The organism is Pedobacter hiemivivus, assembly GCF_004331685.1.
Classification (GTDB): Bacteria; Bacteroidota; Bacteroidia; order Sphingobacteriales; family Sphingobacteriaceae; genus Pedobacter; species Pedobacter hiemivivus.
Window position 1 is genome coordinate 73,352 of the sequence record NZ_SJSM01000010.1, and the last position, 14,248, is coordinate 87,599.

Below are 14,248 nucleotides of genomic sequence, written 5' to 3' on the forward strand. Positions count from 1 at the left end.
CTTTATAGTAGGTTATGTCTAAATTACAGTATCTAATCTCCCTATTATGTCAAAAAAACGCTTTAGTATCAACTCTATACATTTTTTAGAGATGTACAATCAATTAAAAGTTAAACTTGCAATTCAGGGGCAGACAGACGGAATTATCCAGAACTCAATCTTACCAAACCAACGTAGATACCAGGAGATTTCTTTGCTCGTAAGAGAAGAGTTAAACCGACCAACTATGTACCGATGGCCATTATTCCCCTCCGCGAAACCTGGTATACCTGTGGAGGAAAGAATTAAAATCAACAGAACGTTGCATGGACTGCCAGAAACCCCACCGGATAGTAAAGACGGAAAATATAATCCTTTAGGTCTTGGATTGAAAAGACGAATTAGTGGCAAACCGATGATGAGCTTTGATACACTCGGTGCTACAATTCCATGGTATTTTATAGCACTTGTACATTATAGAGAATCAGGGAATGACTTCTCAAGACATTTGCATAATGGTGATAGTTTAAAGAATTTTACCAGAAAAGTACCAGCACATAGACCTTATGTTCTACACGCTCCCCCATTTAGTTTTGAAGAAAGTGCAGTTGATGCGCTTATATTCCAAGGAAAAAAAGACGGATGGAACGATCATTGGGATCTTAAAAACATGCTGATAAGATTAGAAAAATATAACGGTTTTGGTTATGAAATGTATCACGGGGTAAATTCTCCATACCTTTGGGGTGGATCAGATTTTTACAGCAAAGGCGCATATTTAGAATTGAAAGAAAATAATTATAAGACTAAGTGGTACGGTGATAAAATATCCGATCAAGTAGGCACAGCCGTGATACTTAAACGAATGGAGCAACTGGGTAAAGTGACTATAGCAAAAAGTTAAAATATGAAATACCAACCCCTATTTTTAATATTGCCTCTGTTCATTATAGCATGCAATGATCACCAGAAACAAACTATCCCAGCTGAAAATCGCACAACGAATACACCACAAACCCATGTTCAGGATAGTCTTCAGGAAGTAAAAAAAGTAAAAGATAAAATTAACAGGAACGTAGAATCGTTCTATAAAATCGTCGATGACCTTAAACTTGAAAAAGGTATGTTTCCGGTAGAAAATTACATATATGACACTACAGCTGGCGATGGTTATCATTACGCATTGTTTTATTTAAAGTTCATGGCTGCAGCTAAAACTAAGGATAAAGCAAAAATCTCAGCGATGATCCATTTTCCATTCCAAACCACCAGAGAAAAATTGAAATACAATCAGAAAAACAATGAATACGCGGTTGTAGGCTCAGAAAATTGGAAAGGTCAAATGATGAACGAAAAACAATTCGATGAGCAGTATAGTAAAATTTTCACAGATGAGATATTAGAAAACATTCCTGAAACTAGACAAAAAGATATCATTGGAAGGCTCCCTGGCGATGTAAAGCCTGATAATGATTATGAGGCTTTATTACAGACTTATACTGATAAAGGAAGCAGTATCTATTCTGTTAGTATCGAACTACCCGTTCAAAAAACTAAATACAATCATGTCCACTTTGACTTTGGGAGAGTAAACGGAGAGTATAAGATATTGAGCTATTTTCTTGAGTAACGGGAACCAATTTAAAAACTATACGCAAAACTTGATTAACCTATTACACATAAACTATAATCAATGTCAGATTTATTCCAGCGCACTGTAAAGCTTTATTATTCGGGCTACATCAAATCCATCTTGGGGCATCACCGTTAGGCATATTCCATTCAATTCCAGTTTTCTCTGTTAAAAGAGATAATTGTATTTTTATGGTTTCATGCATATAAGTATCAAGCCACTCGAACAATGGCCCCCACTCCTTGGGTGCCCCAAAACAAATTAAGATTTCCAAATTTGGGATGACATTTATGCATTCCCCTTGGATATCAATTTCCATATTTGATTCAATAGATTCATGCCCGTCATGATGTGCATATTTAGTATTCCTAAGATCAATAATGTGTTGGTGCACGAGTTTGAATGAAGGAGGGATTATTTTATTGCTTAATTTGGTGCTTCCATTTCCTGAGCCAAACAATCTGCCGTAAGACATAACAATGCTTGTTGTAAGTGCATCCATCATCATAAGATCTTCATGTATATGAGGCGATTTCACAAAATTACCCAAACGCCAATACCAAAAACGAATGGAAGCTACGGCATGAATGTTTAACAACATTTTTTTCAACCTGTCTATATCTGGTTGGTATTTATAAACTAATTCTTGTATTTCTTCTTTTGTTCTACTCACTTAATTTTCTTTTTGCATTTCTACACTTCTATTAAAATCCTTCTCCATTTTCAAAAGCTTCCTTATCGAAATTTTCATCTATTTGAAATAAAGTTATTTTCCTTATGGCTGATGGAATAAATGGACTTTTCTCTTTAGTCAATGGGTCAATCATTTGTGCCGTGGAAAAATGCCCCGGATCAAGTTGATATGCGATGCTTCCTTTTTCCTTTTGTAACAGCTCCGTTGTTGTGAAGTCAATGATACTTGAACCGTAAGTATTTATTTCCCCTGGCTCATCTAATAGAATTGGTGGGCAATAATAACTGGAAAATTCTCTAGTTATATAAAGTGCCTCATCCAGTGCATATCTAGGAATAAAAAATTCATAAATCATGTTTTCAAAATAAAGCATAAACACATGTTTAGGAACATCATCGACATTGTTTCTTCTTCTGAAGATATAACACGCGGGTTTTATTCTTCGGACATTCGTTTCATAACTCCATACTTTAGCGAATTGGACGTAATATTCGTGGTTTTCATCATTAGACATGAAATGCAAGATTTCTCCGTAAAATCTAAAGTCCGAAAATGGCAATATGGATAATGCTATCTTTAAAAGACACTTGAAAACTTTAATAGGCGTATATGAATGTTTGATGTAAGTTATAGTAGTTCGGCCAGTTTCTATATTTATATCGAATCCTTCACTAGTAAAATCGGTTATTCCCATACCTTTCGTTCCACTTTGCAGTGTTTCCATTCGGGCAATCAGAGACTCATTAGGTGACTTGAATGTTGGTACATTACCTTTACCCTTCACAAAGTAAAAAGATCGCAAAAGCCCCAGATAATAAGCGAAATCGGTTTCAAATTTACCGTAATATTCATTACATAAATCGCATTCAAAATCAGACACACCAAAATTTTTACCTAGTAGCTCTGGTATGATATGCGGTTCATTCTTGAAAGTAACGTCTGGACTTTTCTTTTGGCAGAATCTACAAAAACGTTCATTTTTTGGCACCCTTCCTTTAGGTTTAGAAGTTGGGGCTTCATATGTCAGTTGTTCTTCATATTTTGAAAGAAATAACCGCATATTTTCCTTTTCCCCAATGTAAGTTTTAAATAGCTTCATAGTACTAAATGCCTAAATGTGGGAGCCAGTTTGGAGAGGAATCCGGTGTCAGGTTAAATGGATAACCGGCGACCAAATTCGCTGGAATATCAAGTTAATTGACTAATTACGGAAATCCTCTTTATTTATAGCCCTTTTTGTTTTTGCTCATTAGTAGCAACTAACAGTCTTTCATATAGTTCAACAATTTTATCAATTGGACTGAAATTGCAAGTATATAAGTTACTGCTAATATTTCCAACGCTAGAATCGTTGAAAGTATTGAAAAAAGTATTCATTCTTTTTTCATCAAAATTCTGGATCATTTCCGGGGTCACATCTAAAATTTTAGCAACCTGAGCCAACAGATCACTATCGATGGCGGTTTGATCTTCTAAATGTGAAACTTTCTTTTGGTTCCATTCTTCGCCTAATTCCATCGCAAGGACTTCTTGTTTCATCCCTTTAAAATTTCTAATACTCTTCAAATTATGACCAATGTGACCGTTTGGCGATACTACGTTTGTTCCCATTATGCAAATTTAGCGTTTATCGAATAACGAATATACAGGAATTTAGGATAACGTACAGATAAAATATCCCGAAATCTGCATACGGTATGCCTATATGAGATACAATATTCTAAAACATGATTTGTTGATTTACTTAAAATTTAAAGATCAAATTATGCAAAGACAAAAGGAGAAAAGAATACCTGTCGGAAATACAATTACAGTTGACCTTGAACTACCGGAAGATTTTATAACTGCGTGTAGGTTTTGTAACATATGCTACCAGCAAGCAATAGAGACCTACCTAAACCATATCACTTTCTACAATTTTTTCTTTCAGGAAGGTGAAGAACCAAATGCCCAAGCGACAAAACTCTTTAAGAGGAATAATAAAGACCAATTCACGGCGGATAATATCAAGGTTGCTAAACATTCAACGCTCCATAAAACCCCAATCAAAGAAATACTGAATATAGGTTTGCAAAGCAAAGGTTCGTCAAGCGTACAATATAGAACTATAATTAAGAAGTGGCACAAGAGCATTCCAAAAGACTAAAAATGAAGCAAAAGTTTAAAATCACGCTACCACAAGATTTCGAGATAATCTGCCTGGTACTATCTTGTGATCCAGCAAAAGTTCTACAAGATTATATAAATGGTATTTCAATACCAAAAACATTGACGGCTCATCCGGATGATCCACTAGGAGAAAATATAAACCTATTTCTAGAATATACAAAAAGTCAGGATCCCACAGCTGTCCAAAATAAGATGATAAAGTTTTTAAAGAAAGCTGGGTATGATAATGAACTAAAGGAAATAGCAAAACTTGAAATCGAACAACCAGAACTAGAAGCCAAAACAAGGGTCGTTATAGATAAATGGTGTGTAAGGGCTGCCGAATTTAGAAAAACGCTACGCACAAAAACTACAGACTTCAAAATAGTTGGCCATGATAATTAATATAGACATAGAGAAAGAATTTGAGATTGCATGCGATCTACTCTATATACGACCAGAAGAAGTAATTCGTTCGTTTGTCGAAAATGTGTCCCTTGCCAATTTCTGTAGTTCAGATCATTACTTGGCGGAGAAAAATAGCGAATTAAAAAAGACCGATTCAATTAATATTCCGAGTCCAAAGAGAAAAAGCAAAGGTATCAGACCGGAAACCCTAACGCAACTAGCGACGACTTTTATTCTAAAGTTTAATGCCACACATAACAACAGGATACTACCTGCAAAAAAAACTCAACAGGAATATTTTTTAATGTTTAATGCACTACTAGATCAGTTGACTGGCGAACCAAATTTCGAGGCTCGATACTATCGGCTTATTATATTTTTTACACAATGGCATCAAGCAGTCCTATCAAATATTAGTGAGCATGATGCAATAATAAAGTTAAAATCCAAAAAAGAACCTCAAGAACTAAATAGACAATTATGAAAAAACAAAATTTCAAAAAAACATTTACCGCCGCAAGTGACGATGACCGAAATAATGAACTCCGCCTAATCACAGCTAAAATTTTGGAGAAATACTTATTTGATAAGATAATCTGCATTGGAAGTAAAATTCATACACAAGGTGAAAAAATAAGCTGTTTTCTTGCAGAAAATGGCACGACAATTTTGCCGTCTGAATTGAATAACTATTACCTGATGTTGATTCCATCTAAAAACGAACCTTGCCCCGACATTCAAATACAACAACGACTGGAAGAGGAATTCAAATCATCGGCATCGCTAACTATTATAGTTCATCGAATGTCAGAGTTCAACACCGCTTTAAATAATGGCAGTTCATTTTTTACTTCGGTATTTAAGAAAGGTTTTGTTTTACATGATAATAATGAAGAAATATTTTCTAAGCCTGAAGGAGGAAAATCCTTAAATTTCCGAATTACCAAAAAAGAGGCTTTTTGGACGCATTGGCATAAACTATCGATGAGTTTTTTGAAAGGAGGTAAATTCTTCATTGATAACAATGAGAACAGCGTTGCCGTATTTATGTTGCACCAAGCTTTGCAACATTGTTATTCAGGAATGTTAAGAGTACTCACTGGCTATAGAACAAATAGTAACAGCTTAAGAAGGCTTATAAAATTAATCGATATTGCTCTACCTGATTCATCTTTTGTTCAACCTTACAAAGGAACTCCGGAAGAATCGCGATTGTCATCACTATTGTTAAAGGGCTTTAGTGATGCCCGATATGACGAAACATTTTTGGCAAGCACAGACGATCTTATCGCTATGATGATTAAAATAAGCAGGATCATTGACTTCGCTAATAGCATCTGTATCCAACGACTCGAAAACTTGAAAAGTGGGAAGACACCATACCTAGCATAAGCTAGATATACAAATTTCCTTATGGACAAAACTTGCATAAACACCAAAACCTATTCGGGCTACTTAGATCAACATGACTTCATAGCACGCTATCTTTTCATTAGAAATAGAATCAATAACTCCTTCACTAGGGATGAACTAGCCTTTCTATTAGGGAAAACACCATATTTTATAATTGACTACGAAGAATTGTCTGGTAGCACCAAGCTAGGACTGTCAGAATTAGATATCCTTTGCAGAATTCTAAAAAGAGGCTCCTATGAAACTTTGGTACTGGATAGGACGTTCGGGAAAATAGATATATCCTATGAAAAGAGGATGATTAGGGTAATTCAGAAGGAATACACTCAAAAATTGGTATACGAATTTATTCATCCCTGGACTAGTGGCGGGACATCAAAATCTTTAAAGGCCGAAGAACCAAAGTACGATTTCACTGATGTTGAAAGAGAGTCAAAAAAGCTAATAAAAAATGAAATAGCGAGATTAATTGACGCAGGATTTTTTACAGAAAAAAAAACTCCATTAGAAATTTATGAAAGGATATGGTCTACTTTTAGGTATTGCTCTGATGCTTGGAGTGCTATCTTTATAAAAGACATTGTATATCATTTTATCAGAGAGGGTAAACTAACACATAAGTATTTGAACGGTCATTTATCCTACCAAAATAATTCAAAGATACCACCTGTGAAAATGTGACCATACATGAATCGTATAATAAATGTTGTCAGAAAAGGGCTGGAATTAATTCCGGCCTTTTTTTATTGTTTACTTTTCGGATTTCTCCACTAAGTCCCGCAGTCGTTTTACGAGTTCAGGATTAAGAATCTTTTTGCTTTTTTTTCCGCCTATTGATTCTTCATTTACATACGTTCCTTTTCCTTCAGCAAGAAACTTCTTATGTTCTTCACGTAAGACCTCGGCCAATTTGTTTTTCCCTGGTGGAGTGGAAACAATTAGGTCTCTCTGATCGACATTGAGAAAATCAGCAATTTTATTAAAATATACCCTATTAGGCTGAGAAGAATTTTGACACCAACTAGACACAGTCTGTTCGCTCACATTTAAGAAAATTGCAAGCATCCATCCGGTTACATTCCTTTCAGCCAGCACAGCTTTTATCTTATTTAATTTGGGCGAAGCGTCCATTATTTATATTTAATAACCAAATATAGTTAACCTAGAATTATAAAGGACAGGTGTAATTCGCTGACAATCAGGTCTATATTAAAGATATACCAGTATATATTAAAATATATCTTTAATATATACTGACAATGCTTTAATATTATTATATTTGAAATAAGTAACTAAAATTAAAGTCAATAGGGCTTTAAAGTAATAATATACTACTTTTGCTGATATATAAAGCATCAGCACTTTGAGTCTTGCTTGTGAAACGTGAGAATTTCGATTGGATCAAGACGATAAGTGGAGTGCGTTACGCCAATGGCGTAGCGCCCGCTTATTCGTTTCCAAGGGCTTCTCACGGCCTCACAAGCGGTAAGTTGGGTGTTACGCCATTTGTGCTTAATTCCACGCTACAAAGGCTCATAAATGATATGAGCTATGGAAAAAAACAACTACAACAACGACCTACCGCACATTAACGTGAATATTCATTCACCTTAATTACAACTCCGAAAACTTGCTTTAAGCATTTCCTTGACCGCCCCTGCCCAAATGCGAGAATAAAGGAAATGGCGTAGGCCACACCCAAAAAGGGTAAGGTGCTTCACTCGTTATTTTAATCCAGGCAGGGGCGGGTAACGGGCGTAAGCCCTGCCCCTTTTTAAGGTTTACTAACCCGTTACATAGTCGAATTTTCAATCTATGTACGGAAGAAAACATGAAAACATATATTCATTTAAACCGAAGTTATATAAAACACATTTACTTTCTCTTATCGGAATATTTCGATGACCATTCTGCAAGCTGTTTACTACAGCCTAATAGAAACTATCTCTACAAAAAGAAATTCAAGTTCCTCAAGATCTTGTACAAGAATATTGTCAAGCCTCCCGTTTAGCCGCCAGCTAAAATCACCCATCTTTTTTCTAATATCAACTAAAACTTTCTAATATGAAAAAAATAGCGATTTCTATCGCCCTGGCCGCGCTTTGCCTAAATTTTAAAGCTGTTGCCCAAGAAAAAATTTCGTTGACTGTTGGCGATAAAGTACCAAATCAGCTACTTGAAGCAACGTTTAGCACAGTAAATCAAAGTGGAAACAGTAATAGGCTCAATTTTCGTGATTTAAAACACAAGCTTGTCATCATCGATTTCTGGGCTTCTTGGTGCGGGCCTTGTCTTGAATCCCTTGTGAAGCTTGAAGGCTTACAAAACCAATTTGGAGAAAGTCTATTTATTATACCGTCCACTTATGAAGACTCAGATAAAGCAAAAAATACACTCAGCAAAAAGAAAATAGGACTATTTTCTACATACGGGGTAAATAATGAAATATTAAAAAAGTACTTCCCCCACCGCTTTGTCCCGCATCAGATCTGGATTAAAGACGGAATTGTTAAGGCGATTACATCTGGCGCAGAAACAACAATTGAAAACATAGTATCAGCTATAAGAGAAGATAAATTTGTCAATAACACGAAGAAAGACCTTGACCTTTCGCGTCCTCTATTTTCAAGTCCTTCGCTAAATGAAAAGAATTTAAAGTACTATTCCCTTCTATTGAATGAAAACTACCCCGGATTGCCAACCGGCGTCAGTTACAGAACAGTTGACACAACAACATACGGAATCAGTATTACCAATTCAAGCCTTCGAAACATTTATCAACTCGCTGCAAAAGTAGACAAGAAGCTGATTGTCCGCGATACAAATGACCTAAATCTCCACGTATATAACAACGATCAGGAATGGCTCAATCGTTTCCTCTATTCCTACGAATTGAGAGTCCCATTGGCCAAGTCTAAAGACCTCTATAAAATAATGCTCAACCAATTAAACTTAATAACTGGGTATAGAGCTTACTTCTCAAGGGAGCCATTTAAATGTCTGATTTTAAAGCAACACAAAAAGTTTAACGCAGTCTCAAAAACCGCTGAAATGCGGAATACAATGGATCAAAATGGTAAACTCGATCTGCGAGGTGCTTCCGCGAACGATTTGACAAGTAGATTAAATGATGCCTTGCCGTTTCTGGTCATTAATGAAACAGGATTGAAGTTGCCAATTGACGTTTCTGTTCCACTCGATCCAGCCAATCTTAAAACAATACAAGCTACCCTTTTTAAACAAGGACTAAGCCTCGACTACGCAATTCGCAGGATAGAAGTCCTTGTTATCGAAAAAACTCACTAATCGAACATGAAATTATGAAAACCAAAATATTCAACAAAATAGACCTTAAACTTTTCTCCTTTATCGTGCTAACATTGTTAACCTGCACACGGGCATTTGCACAGTATTATGTTAAAGGAAAAGTCATTTCCTCACTAGATGGACAACCCGTGTCTGGTGCAAATATTCGATTCCTGAAAGCAGCAGCTATGACAAAAACTGAGTTAAACGGCGAGTTTCAATTTAACCTCAAAGTCTTACCCGATACACTTGTATTAACTCATACAGGATTGAAAACAAAAAAAATACCCATCACGATCGACAAATATAATTCTAGCCTCTTAGTCGAAATGGAACCCTCCGAAAAAGCCCTGGAGGAAGTTGTAATTTCCACGGGTTACCAGCAAATCCCAAAGGAACGGGCAACGGGATCATTTACTTCAATTGCGAAATCTCTATTAAATCAACAAGTAACCACATCGATTATTGACAGGCTGGAAGCGGTAACCTCCGGCATCTCAGTCGACCGAGCAAGCGGGTACACTGGAAAGCTGATGGTTCGAGGTTTAAGCACACTAAACGGGCCAGTATCACCATTAATCGTCCTCGACAATTATCCATATGAAGGTGATTTAAATAACATCAATCCGAATGATGTTGAAAATATTACAATACTCAAAGATGCCGCAGCAGCGTCGATCTGGGGAGCAAGGGCTGGAAATGGAGTGATCGTTATAACAACCAAAAAAGGAATTTTTAATCACACGCTATCAATTCAAATAAATTCAAATTTGACTGTTTCAGGGGAGCCGGATCTGTCTTATATCAAACAAATCAATTCGTCTGATTTCATTGATGTAGAATCAATGTTATATAGCAAAAATTACTACCGATCACAGATTAATTCAGCCAACAAACCTGTTCTTTCGCCAGTAGTAGAGCTGTTAATTAAGCGAAGCTCTGCTTCCCCACTTAAACAAAATGCAATCGATCAACAAATTAACAGTTATAGAACCCTCGACGTCCGAGATCAGTATAGTCGCTATTTTTATCAAAAAGCGGTAAATCAGCAACATTCTATTATGCTTAACGGCGGTTCGGAAACTAACGCATGGCTTGTTTCTGCTGGCTATGATCGCAATGTAAATAATCTCGATGCAAAGTATGACCGATTCAACTTGAGATTTAACAACAATATTAGGTTAACTAAAAAACTGAACTTTGAGACTAACCTATTCTATACAAAGTCCAACTCTTTGAGCGGAAAACCTTCATATGGTCAAATCATCTCAAAAGGAACAATCTTCCCTTATGCACAGTTTGCTGATGCAAATGGCAACCCAATCCCCCTGGCAAAAAACTATCGCCAAAGCTATCTAAACTCTCTCTCTATTCAAGGGCTGCAAGACTGGAATTATTACCCTCTGACCGACTATCTGCACACACTGGCCACAACCAATCTTCAGGACGTAATGCTTAATTTCGGCCTTGATTACAAAATAACAGATGGTCTTAAAACAACCGTACAGTACCAGTATGAGAGGCAAAATAACGACAAACGCTCTCTCCAAGATCAAAACTCATACTATACCCGTAATCTTATAAATTTGTATTCCCAGGTAGACGCAACGGGAAACTTGATAAAACGTATACCGAAAGGAGATATTCTTGATCTAAATAATTCAGTTCTAACTTCAAACCAAATAAGGGGTCAAGTGACCTATAACAAAACATTAGAGGATCATTCTTTGAGTTTACTTGCAGGAACTGAAGTGAGGGAAACTTTGACCAAGGGTGTGGCAAACCGAACTTACGGCTATAATTCGGAAAACCTTTCCTATGGATACGTGGATCTCGCAACGCCATATCCAACACTGGTAAATGGAAGTACTAATTTTATCCCAGACAATAACAGCTTTGCACAAACCAGACTGAGATATGCTTCTTTCTATGGCAATGGTGCGTATACATTTAAAAATAAATACATAATGTCAGCTAGCGTCAGGAGAGACGCATCAAATCTATTCGGCGTTAGCACAAACAATAAATGGACTCCGCTTTGGTCAGCTGGTCTTGCGTGGAACGCGGCGGCTGAGCCGTTCCTGACAAACAAAATCCTAAACGAACTAAAACTTCGATTAACTTATGGTTCTAGCGGAAACGTTGATCCAAAACGTTCTGCTGTTACCACCTTGTATAATCAAGGAACATCGGTATATTCTCTATCCCCGTATTATAGCTTTGATCAATATGCTAATCCTCAACTAAAGTGGGAAACAGTTTCACAAATAAACGCTGGATTGGATTTTGCAATATTTAACAATAGAATTAGTGGGTCAGCAGATTTTTACTTAAAAAAAGGGAGTGATCTTATTGGGGTAGAACCGATCGACTATACCGCCGGAGTTGGGTTTACCGTTCAAAAAAACATTGCCCAAATTCGAGGAAAAGGATTGGATCTTGTATTTAATACAAAAAACACTATTGGCACTCTCAATTGGTCGTCAGACATTAATTTCAGTTACCATGGAGACAAGATTGACGCCTACTATAATTCAGATCTCCAAGCGAGTAACTTCGTAAACCAAGGAAACCCAAGAATTTCCGGAATTGTTGGCGATGCTATATACGGTGTGTACGCATATAAGTGGGGAGGGTTAAATCCAACTAACGGAATGCCGCAAGGGTATGTTGCGGGGAATGTTAGCACCGACTATTTGAGCATTACAGGAGCGTCAACATCGGTTTACGACCTCAAGTATTTCGGTTCGGCAATGCCAGTTTATTATGGTTCTGTTGGGAATTCAATTTCATATAAAAATTTCACGTTAAACGTTCGTGTATTATTTAAACTCGGTTACTTCTTCCGCAGAAATACAATTGACTACACAAGTTTGAACTCAAACTGGATTGGTCACAGTGATTTCTCAAAAAGATGGCAAAAACCCGGCGACGAAAGTCACACAAATGTTCCAGCCCTAGTTTATCCAATTCCACCAAACATGGCTATGTTTTATCAAAATGCTGAGCCTTTTGTTTCCAAGGCAGACCACGTCCGACTTCAATACGTGAATGTGAACTATAGACTGACCAACAAAGGAAATTCTAAACGTCCGTATAACTCAATAGATCTCTACATCACCACTTCAAATCTTGGAATCATTTGGAGGGCTAACAAAGACGGAATTGATCCCGATTATGCTTACAATAACTCCCTTCCCCCAACACCGTCAATTGCTGTCGGAATTAAAATTGGACTTTAACTAAACAACTGAAAAGATGAAAACAACTTATTTAAAAATTATCATAGCATCACTTTTCCTTCTAGGAATCGGAACTAATTACTCTTGCAAAAAATTTCTGGAGGCTAAATCTGACCAAAAGCTGGCTGTACCAACTAGTCTGGAAGAATTGCAGGGTTTATTGGACAATTTCTCAGTCATGAATCAAACAATTGCGGGTACCGGAGAAGCAAGTTCTGACAACTATTACTTAACAAAAGAAGACTGGGAGTCTCTGAGTTATGAAAACGAAAAAAGGATTTACACTTGGGAAAAAGATTTCCTTTTTCCACAGGACGGGCGGCAAAACGAATGGCAATGCAATTATACCGCAATCTACTATTCCAACACTGTACTAGGAGCGCTTGAGAAGATAAATCGCAATCAAGGAAATGCTTCTAAATGGGACAATATCAAAGGTCAAGCCCTATTTTTTCGCGCCCAGTACCTTTTGAGAACAGTTTTGCTTTGGGCGGTAGCATTCGATGAAACGACGGCCAGCTCCGATTTAGGTATACCACTACGGTATACTGAAGACTTCAACATCCCATCTGTCAGATCAAGTGTTTCTGAGAGTTATAGGCGTATTTTAGACGATCTCGAAGAGTCAGCTAATTTGCTCCCAATAAAATCCAACCATCCAGCACATCCGTCAAAGCTCGCGTCTTATGGCCTTCTCGCTAGGACGAACTTAGCAATGCGAAGATATTCATCTGCAAGCAAATTTGCTGATTCATGTTTAAATCTATATAGCAGACTGATGGACTTTAATTCTCTTAATCAAGATGCAAATTTCCCTATTCAACAATTTAATGAAGAGGTAATATTATGGAATAGAATACTCGCACCTGGCACGATTAGCAACTCTGTTGCCAAGATCGACCAAGAGCTATACGATTCCTACGAAGATAACGATCTAAGAAAAACAATCTATTTTTTCAAAAACGCAGATGGATCCAAAGCATTCAAAGGTTATTATGAACAATTAGCTTCGCCATTTGGTGGTATTGCGACCGATGAAATTTATCTAATAAAAGCGGAATGCGACGCTCGGTTAAAAATCGGCGACTTCGGTATGCAAAGTCTCAATACTTTACTGAAAACTCGGTTTAAAGAAGGAAAATTTATCCCAAAAACTGCAATTTCCTCAGATGTTGCACTCTCTATAATACTAGCTGAACGTAGAAAAGAACTGCTGATGCGCGACTTGAGATGGATGGATATAAAAAGGCTAAACAAAGAAGGTGCAAACATAAAACTAACACGCATTTTAGGCGACCAGACTTATGTACTTCAGCCAAACGATCCAAGATATGCTCTGCCAATTCCCGAGGACGTAATTCGCTTATCGGGTATGCCACAAAATAAGAGGTAACAAAAGTGGGGATGTGTTAGCATCCCCACTTT

The 14,248-nt window shown here is 36.9% G+C and carries 15 protein-coding genes; 11 read left to right on the forward strand and 4 right to left on the reverse strand.

Annotation, left to right across the window (positions count from 1 at the left end):
* Positions 1-46: 46 nt before the first annotated feature.
* Both EZ444_RS16035 and EZ444_RS16040 read left to right on the forward strand, forming a co-directional pair.
* Complete coding sequence (locus tag EZ444_RS16035) at positions 47-883, forward strand: hypothetical protein (RefSeq protein WP_131610164.1); 837 nt, start codon at positions 47-49, stop codon at positions 881-883.
* 3 nt (positions 884-886) lie between these two features.
* On the forward strand, positions 887-1,609 hold the full coding sequence (locus EZ444_RS16040) for a hypothetical protein (RefSeq protein ID WP_131610165.1): 723 nt from the start codon (positions 887-889) through the stop codon (positions 1,607-1,609).
* A gap of 112 nt (positions 1,610-1,721) precedes the next feature.
* Here the strand turns inward: EZ444_RS16040 and EZ444_RS16045 are convergent, their stop codons facing one another.
* The 3 genes from EZ444_RS16045 to EZ444_RS16055 form a co-directional block, all read right to left on the reverse strand.
* Complete coding sequence (locus EZ444_RS16045) at positions 1,722-2,285, reverse strand: hypothetical protein (protein WP_131610166.1); 564 nt, start codon at positions 2,283-2,285, stop codon at positions 1,722-1,724.
* A 31-nt stretch (positions 2,286-2,316) separates the two neighbouring features.
* Positions 2,317-3,405 (reverse strand): HNH endonuclease, encoded by a 1,089-nt coding sequence (locus EZ444_RS16050; protein ID WP_131610167.1) that lies wholly within the window; start codon positions 3,403-3,405, stop codon positions 2,317-2,319.
* Positions 3,406-3,530: 125 nt separating this feature from the next.
* A complete protein-coding gene (locus EZ444_RS16055; RefSeq protein WP_131610168.1) occupies positions 3,531-3,917 on the reverse strand; it encodes a helix-turn-helix domain-containing protein in 387 nt (128 codons plus the stop codon).
* 154 nt (positions 3,918-4,071) lie between these two features.
* Here EZ444_RS16055 and EZ444_RS16060 point away from each other — a divergent pair, with 154 nt between their 5' ends.
* From EZ444_RS16060 to EZ444_RS16080, 5 genes are read left to right on the forward strand one after another with little or no spacing between them, the layout of a single operon-like run.
* A complete protein-coding gene (locus EZ444_RS16060; RefSeq protein WP_131610169.1) occupies positions 4,072-4,452 on the forward strand; it encodes a hypothetical protein in 381 nt (126 codons plus the stop codon).
* 2 nt (positions 4,453-4,454) lie between these two features.
* Positions 4,455-4,859 carry a hypothetical protein gene (locus EZ444_RS16065; protein ID WP_131610170.1) on the forward strand — a complete coding sequence of 135 codons (405 nt, stop codon included), beginning with the start codon at positions 4,455-4,457 and terminating at the stop codon, positions 4,857-4,859.
* Complete coding sequence (locus EZ444_RS16070; RefSeq protein WP_131610171.1) at positions 4,849-5,346, forward strand: hypothetical protein; 498 nt, start codon at positions 4,849-4,851, stop codon at positions 5,344-5,346. Before EZ444_RS16065 ends, EZ444_RS16070 begins: the two co-directional genes overlap by 11 nt.
* Entirely contained in the window at positions 5,343-6,254 is a 912-nt protein-coding gene (locus EZ444_RS16075) for a HEPN domain-containing protein (RefSeq protein WP_131610172.1), read from the forward strand. Before EZ444_RS16070 ends, EZ444_RS16075 begins: the two co-directional genes overlap by 4 nt.
* Positions 6,255-6,275: 21 nt before the next feature.
* Positions 6,276-6,956, forward strand: coding sequence for a hypothetical protein (locus EZ444_RS16080; RefSeq protein WP_131610173.1), 681 nt, complete (start codon positions 6,276-6,278; stop codon positions 6,954-6,956).
* A 69-nt stretch (positions 6,957-7,025) separates the two neighbouring features.
* Here EZ444_RS16080 and EZ444_RS27430 read toward each other — a convergent pair whose 3' ends face one another.
* Entirely contained in the window at positions 7,026-7,406 is a 381-nt protein-coding gene (locus EZ444_RS27430; RefSeq protein ID WP_205945284.1) for a helix-turn-helix transcriptional regulator, read from the reverse strand.
* Positions 7,407-7,651: 245 nt separating this feature from the next.
* Between EZ444_RS27430 and EZ444_RS16090 the strand changes: the two genes are divergently transcribed.
* From EZ444_RS16090 to EZ444_RS16105, 4 genes are all read left to right on the forward strand, one after another.
* Positions 7,652-7,867 (forward strand): hypothetical protein, encoded by a 216-nt coding sequence (locus tag EZ444_RS16090; protein WP_131610174.1) that lies wholly within the window; start codon positions 7,652-7,654, stop codon positions 7,865-7,867.
* Positions 7,868-8,339: 472 nt separating this feature from the next.
* Complete coding sequence (locus EZ444_RS16095; RefSeq protein ID WP_131610175.1) at positions 8,340-9,581, forward strand: TlpA disulfide reductase family protein; 1,242 nt, start codon at positions 8,340-8,342, stop codon at positions 9,579-9,581.
* Between the two features lie 74 nt (positions 9,582-9,655).
* A complete protein-coding gene (locus EZ444_RS16100) occupies positions 9,656-12,823 on the forward strand; it encodes a SusC/RagA family TonB-linked outer membrane protein (RefSeq protein WP_165503634.1) in 3,168 nt (1,055 codons plus the stop codon).
* A 16-nt stretch (positions 12,824-12,839) separates the two neighbouring features.
* A complete protein-coding gene (locus tag EZ444_RS16105; RefSeq protein WP_131610177.1) occupies positions 12,840-14,216 on the forward strand; it encodes a RagB/SusD family nutrient uptake outer membrane protein in 1,377 nt (458 codons plus the stop codon).
* The last annotated feature ends 32 nt before the right edge of the window (positions 14,217-14,248 follow it).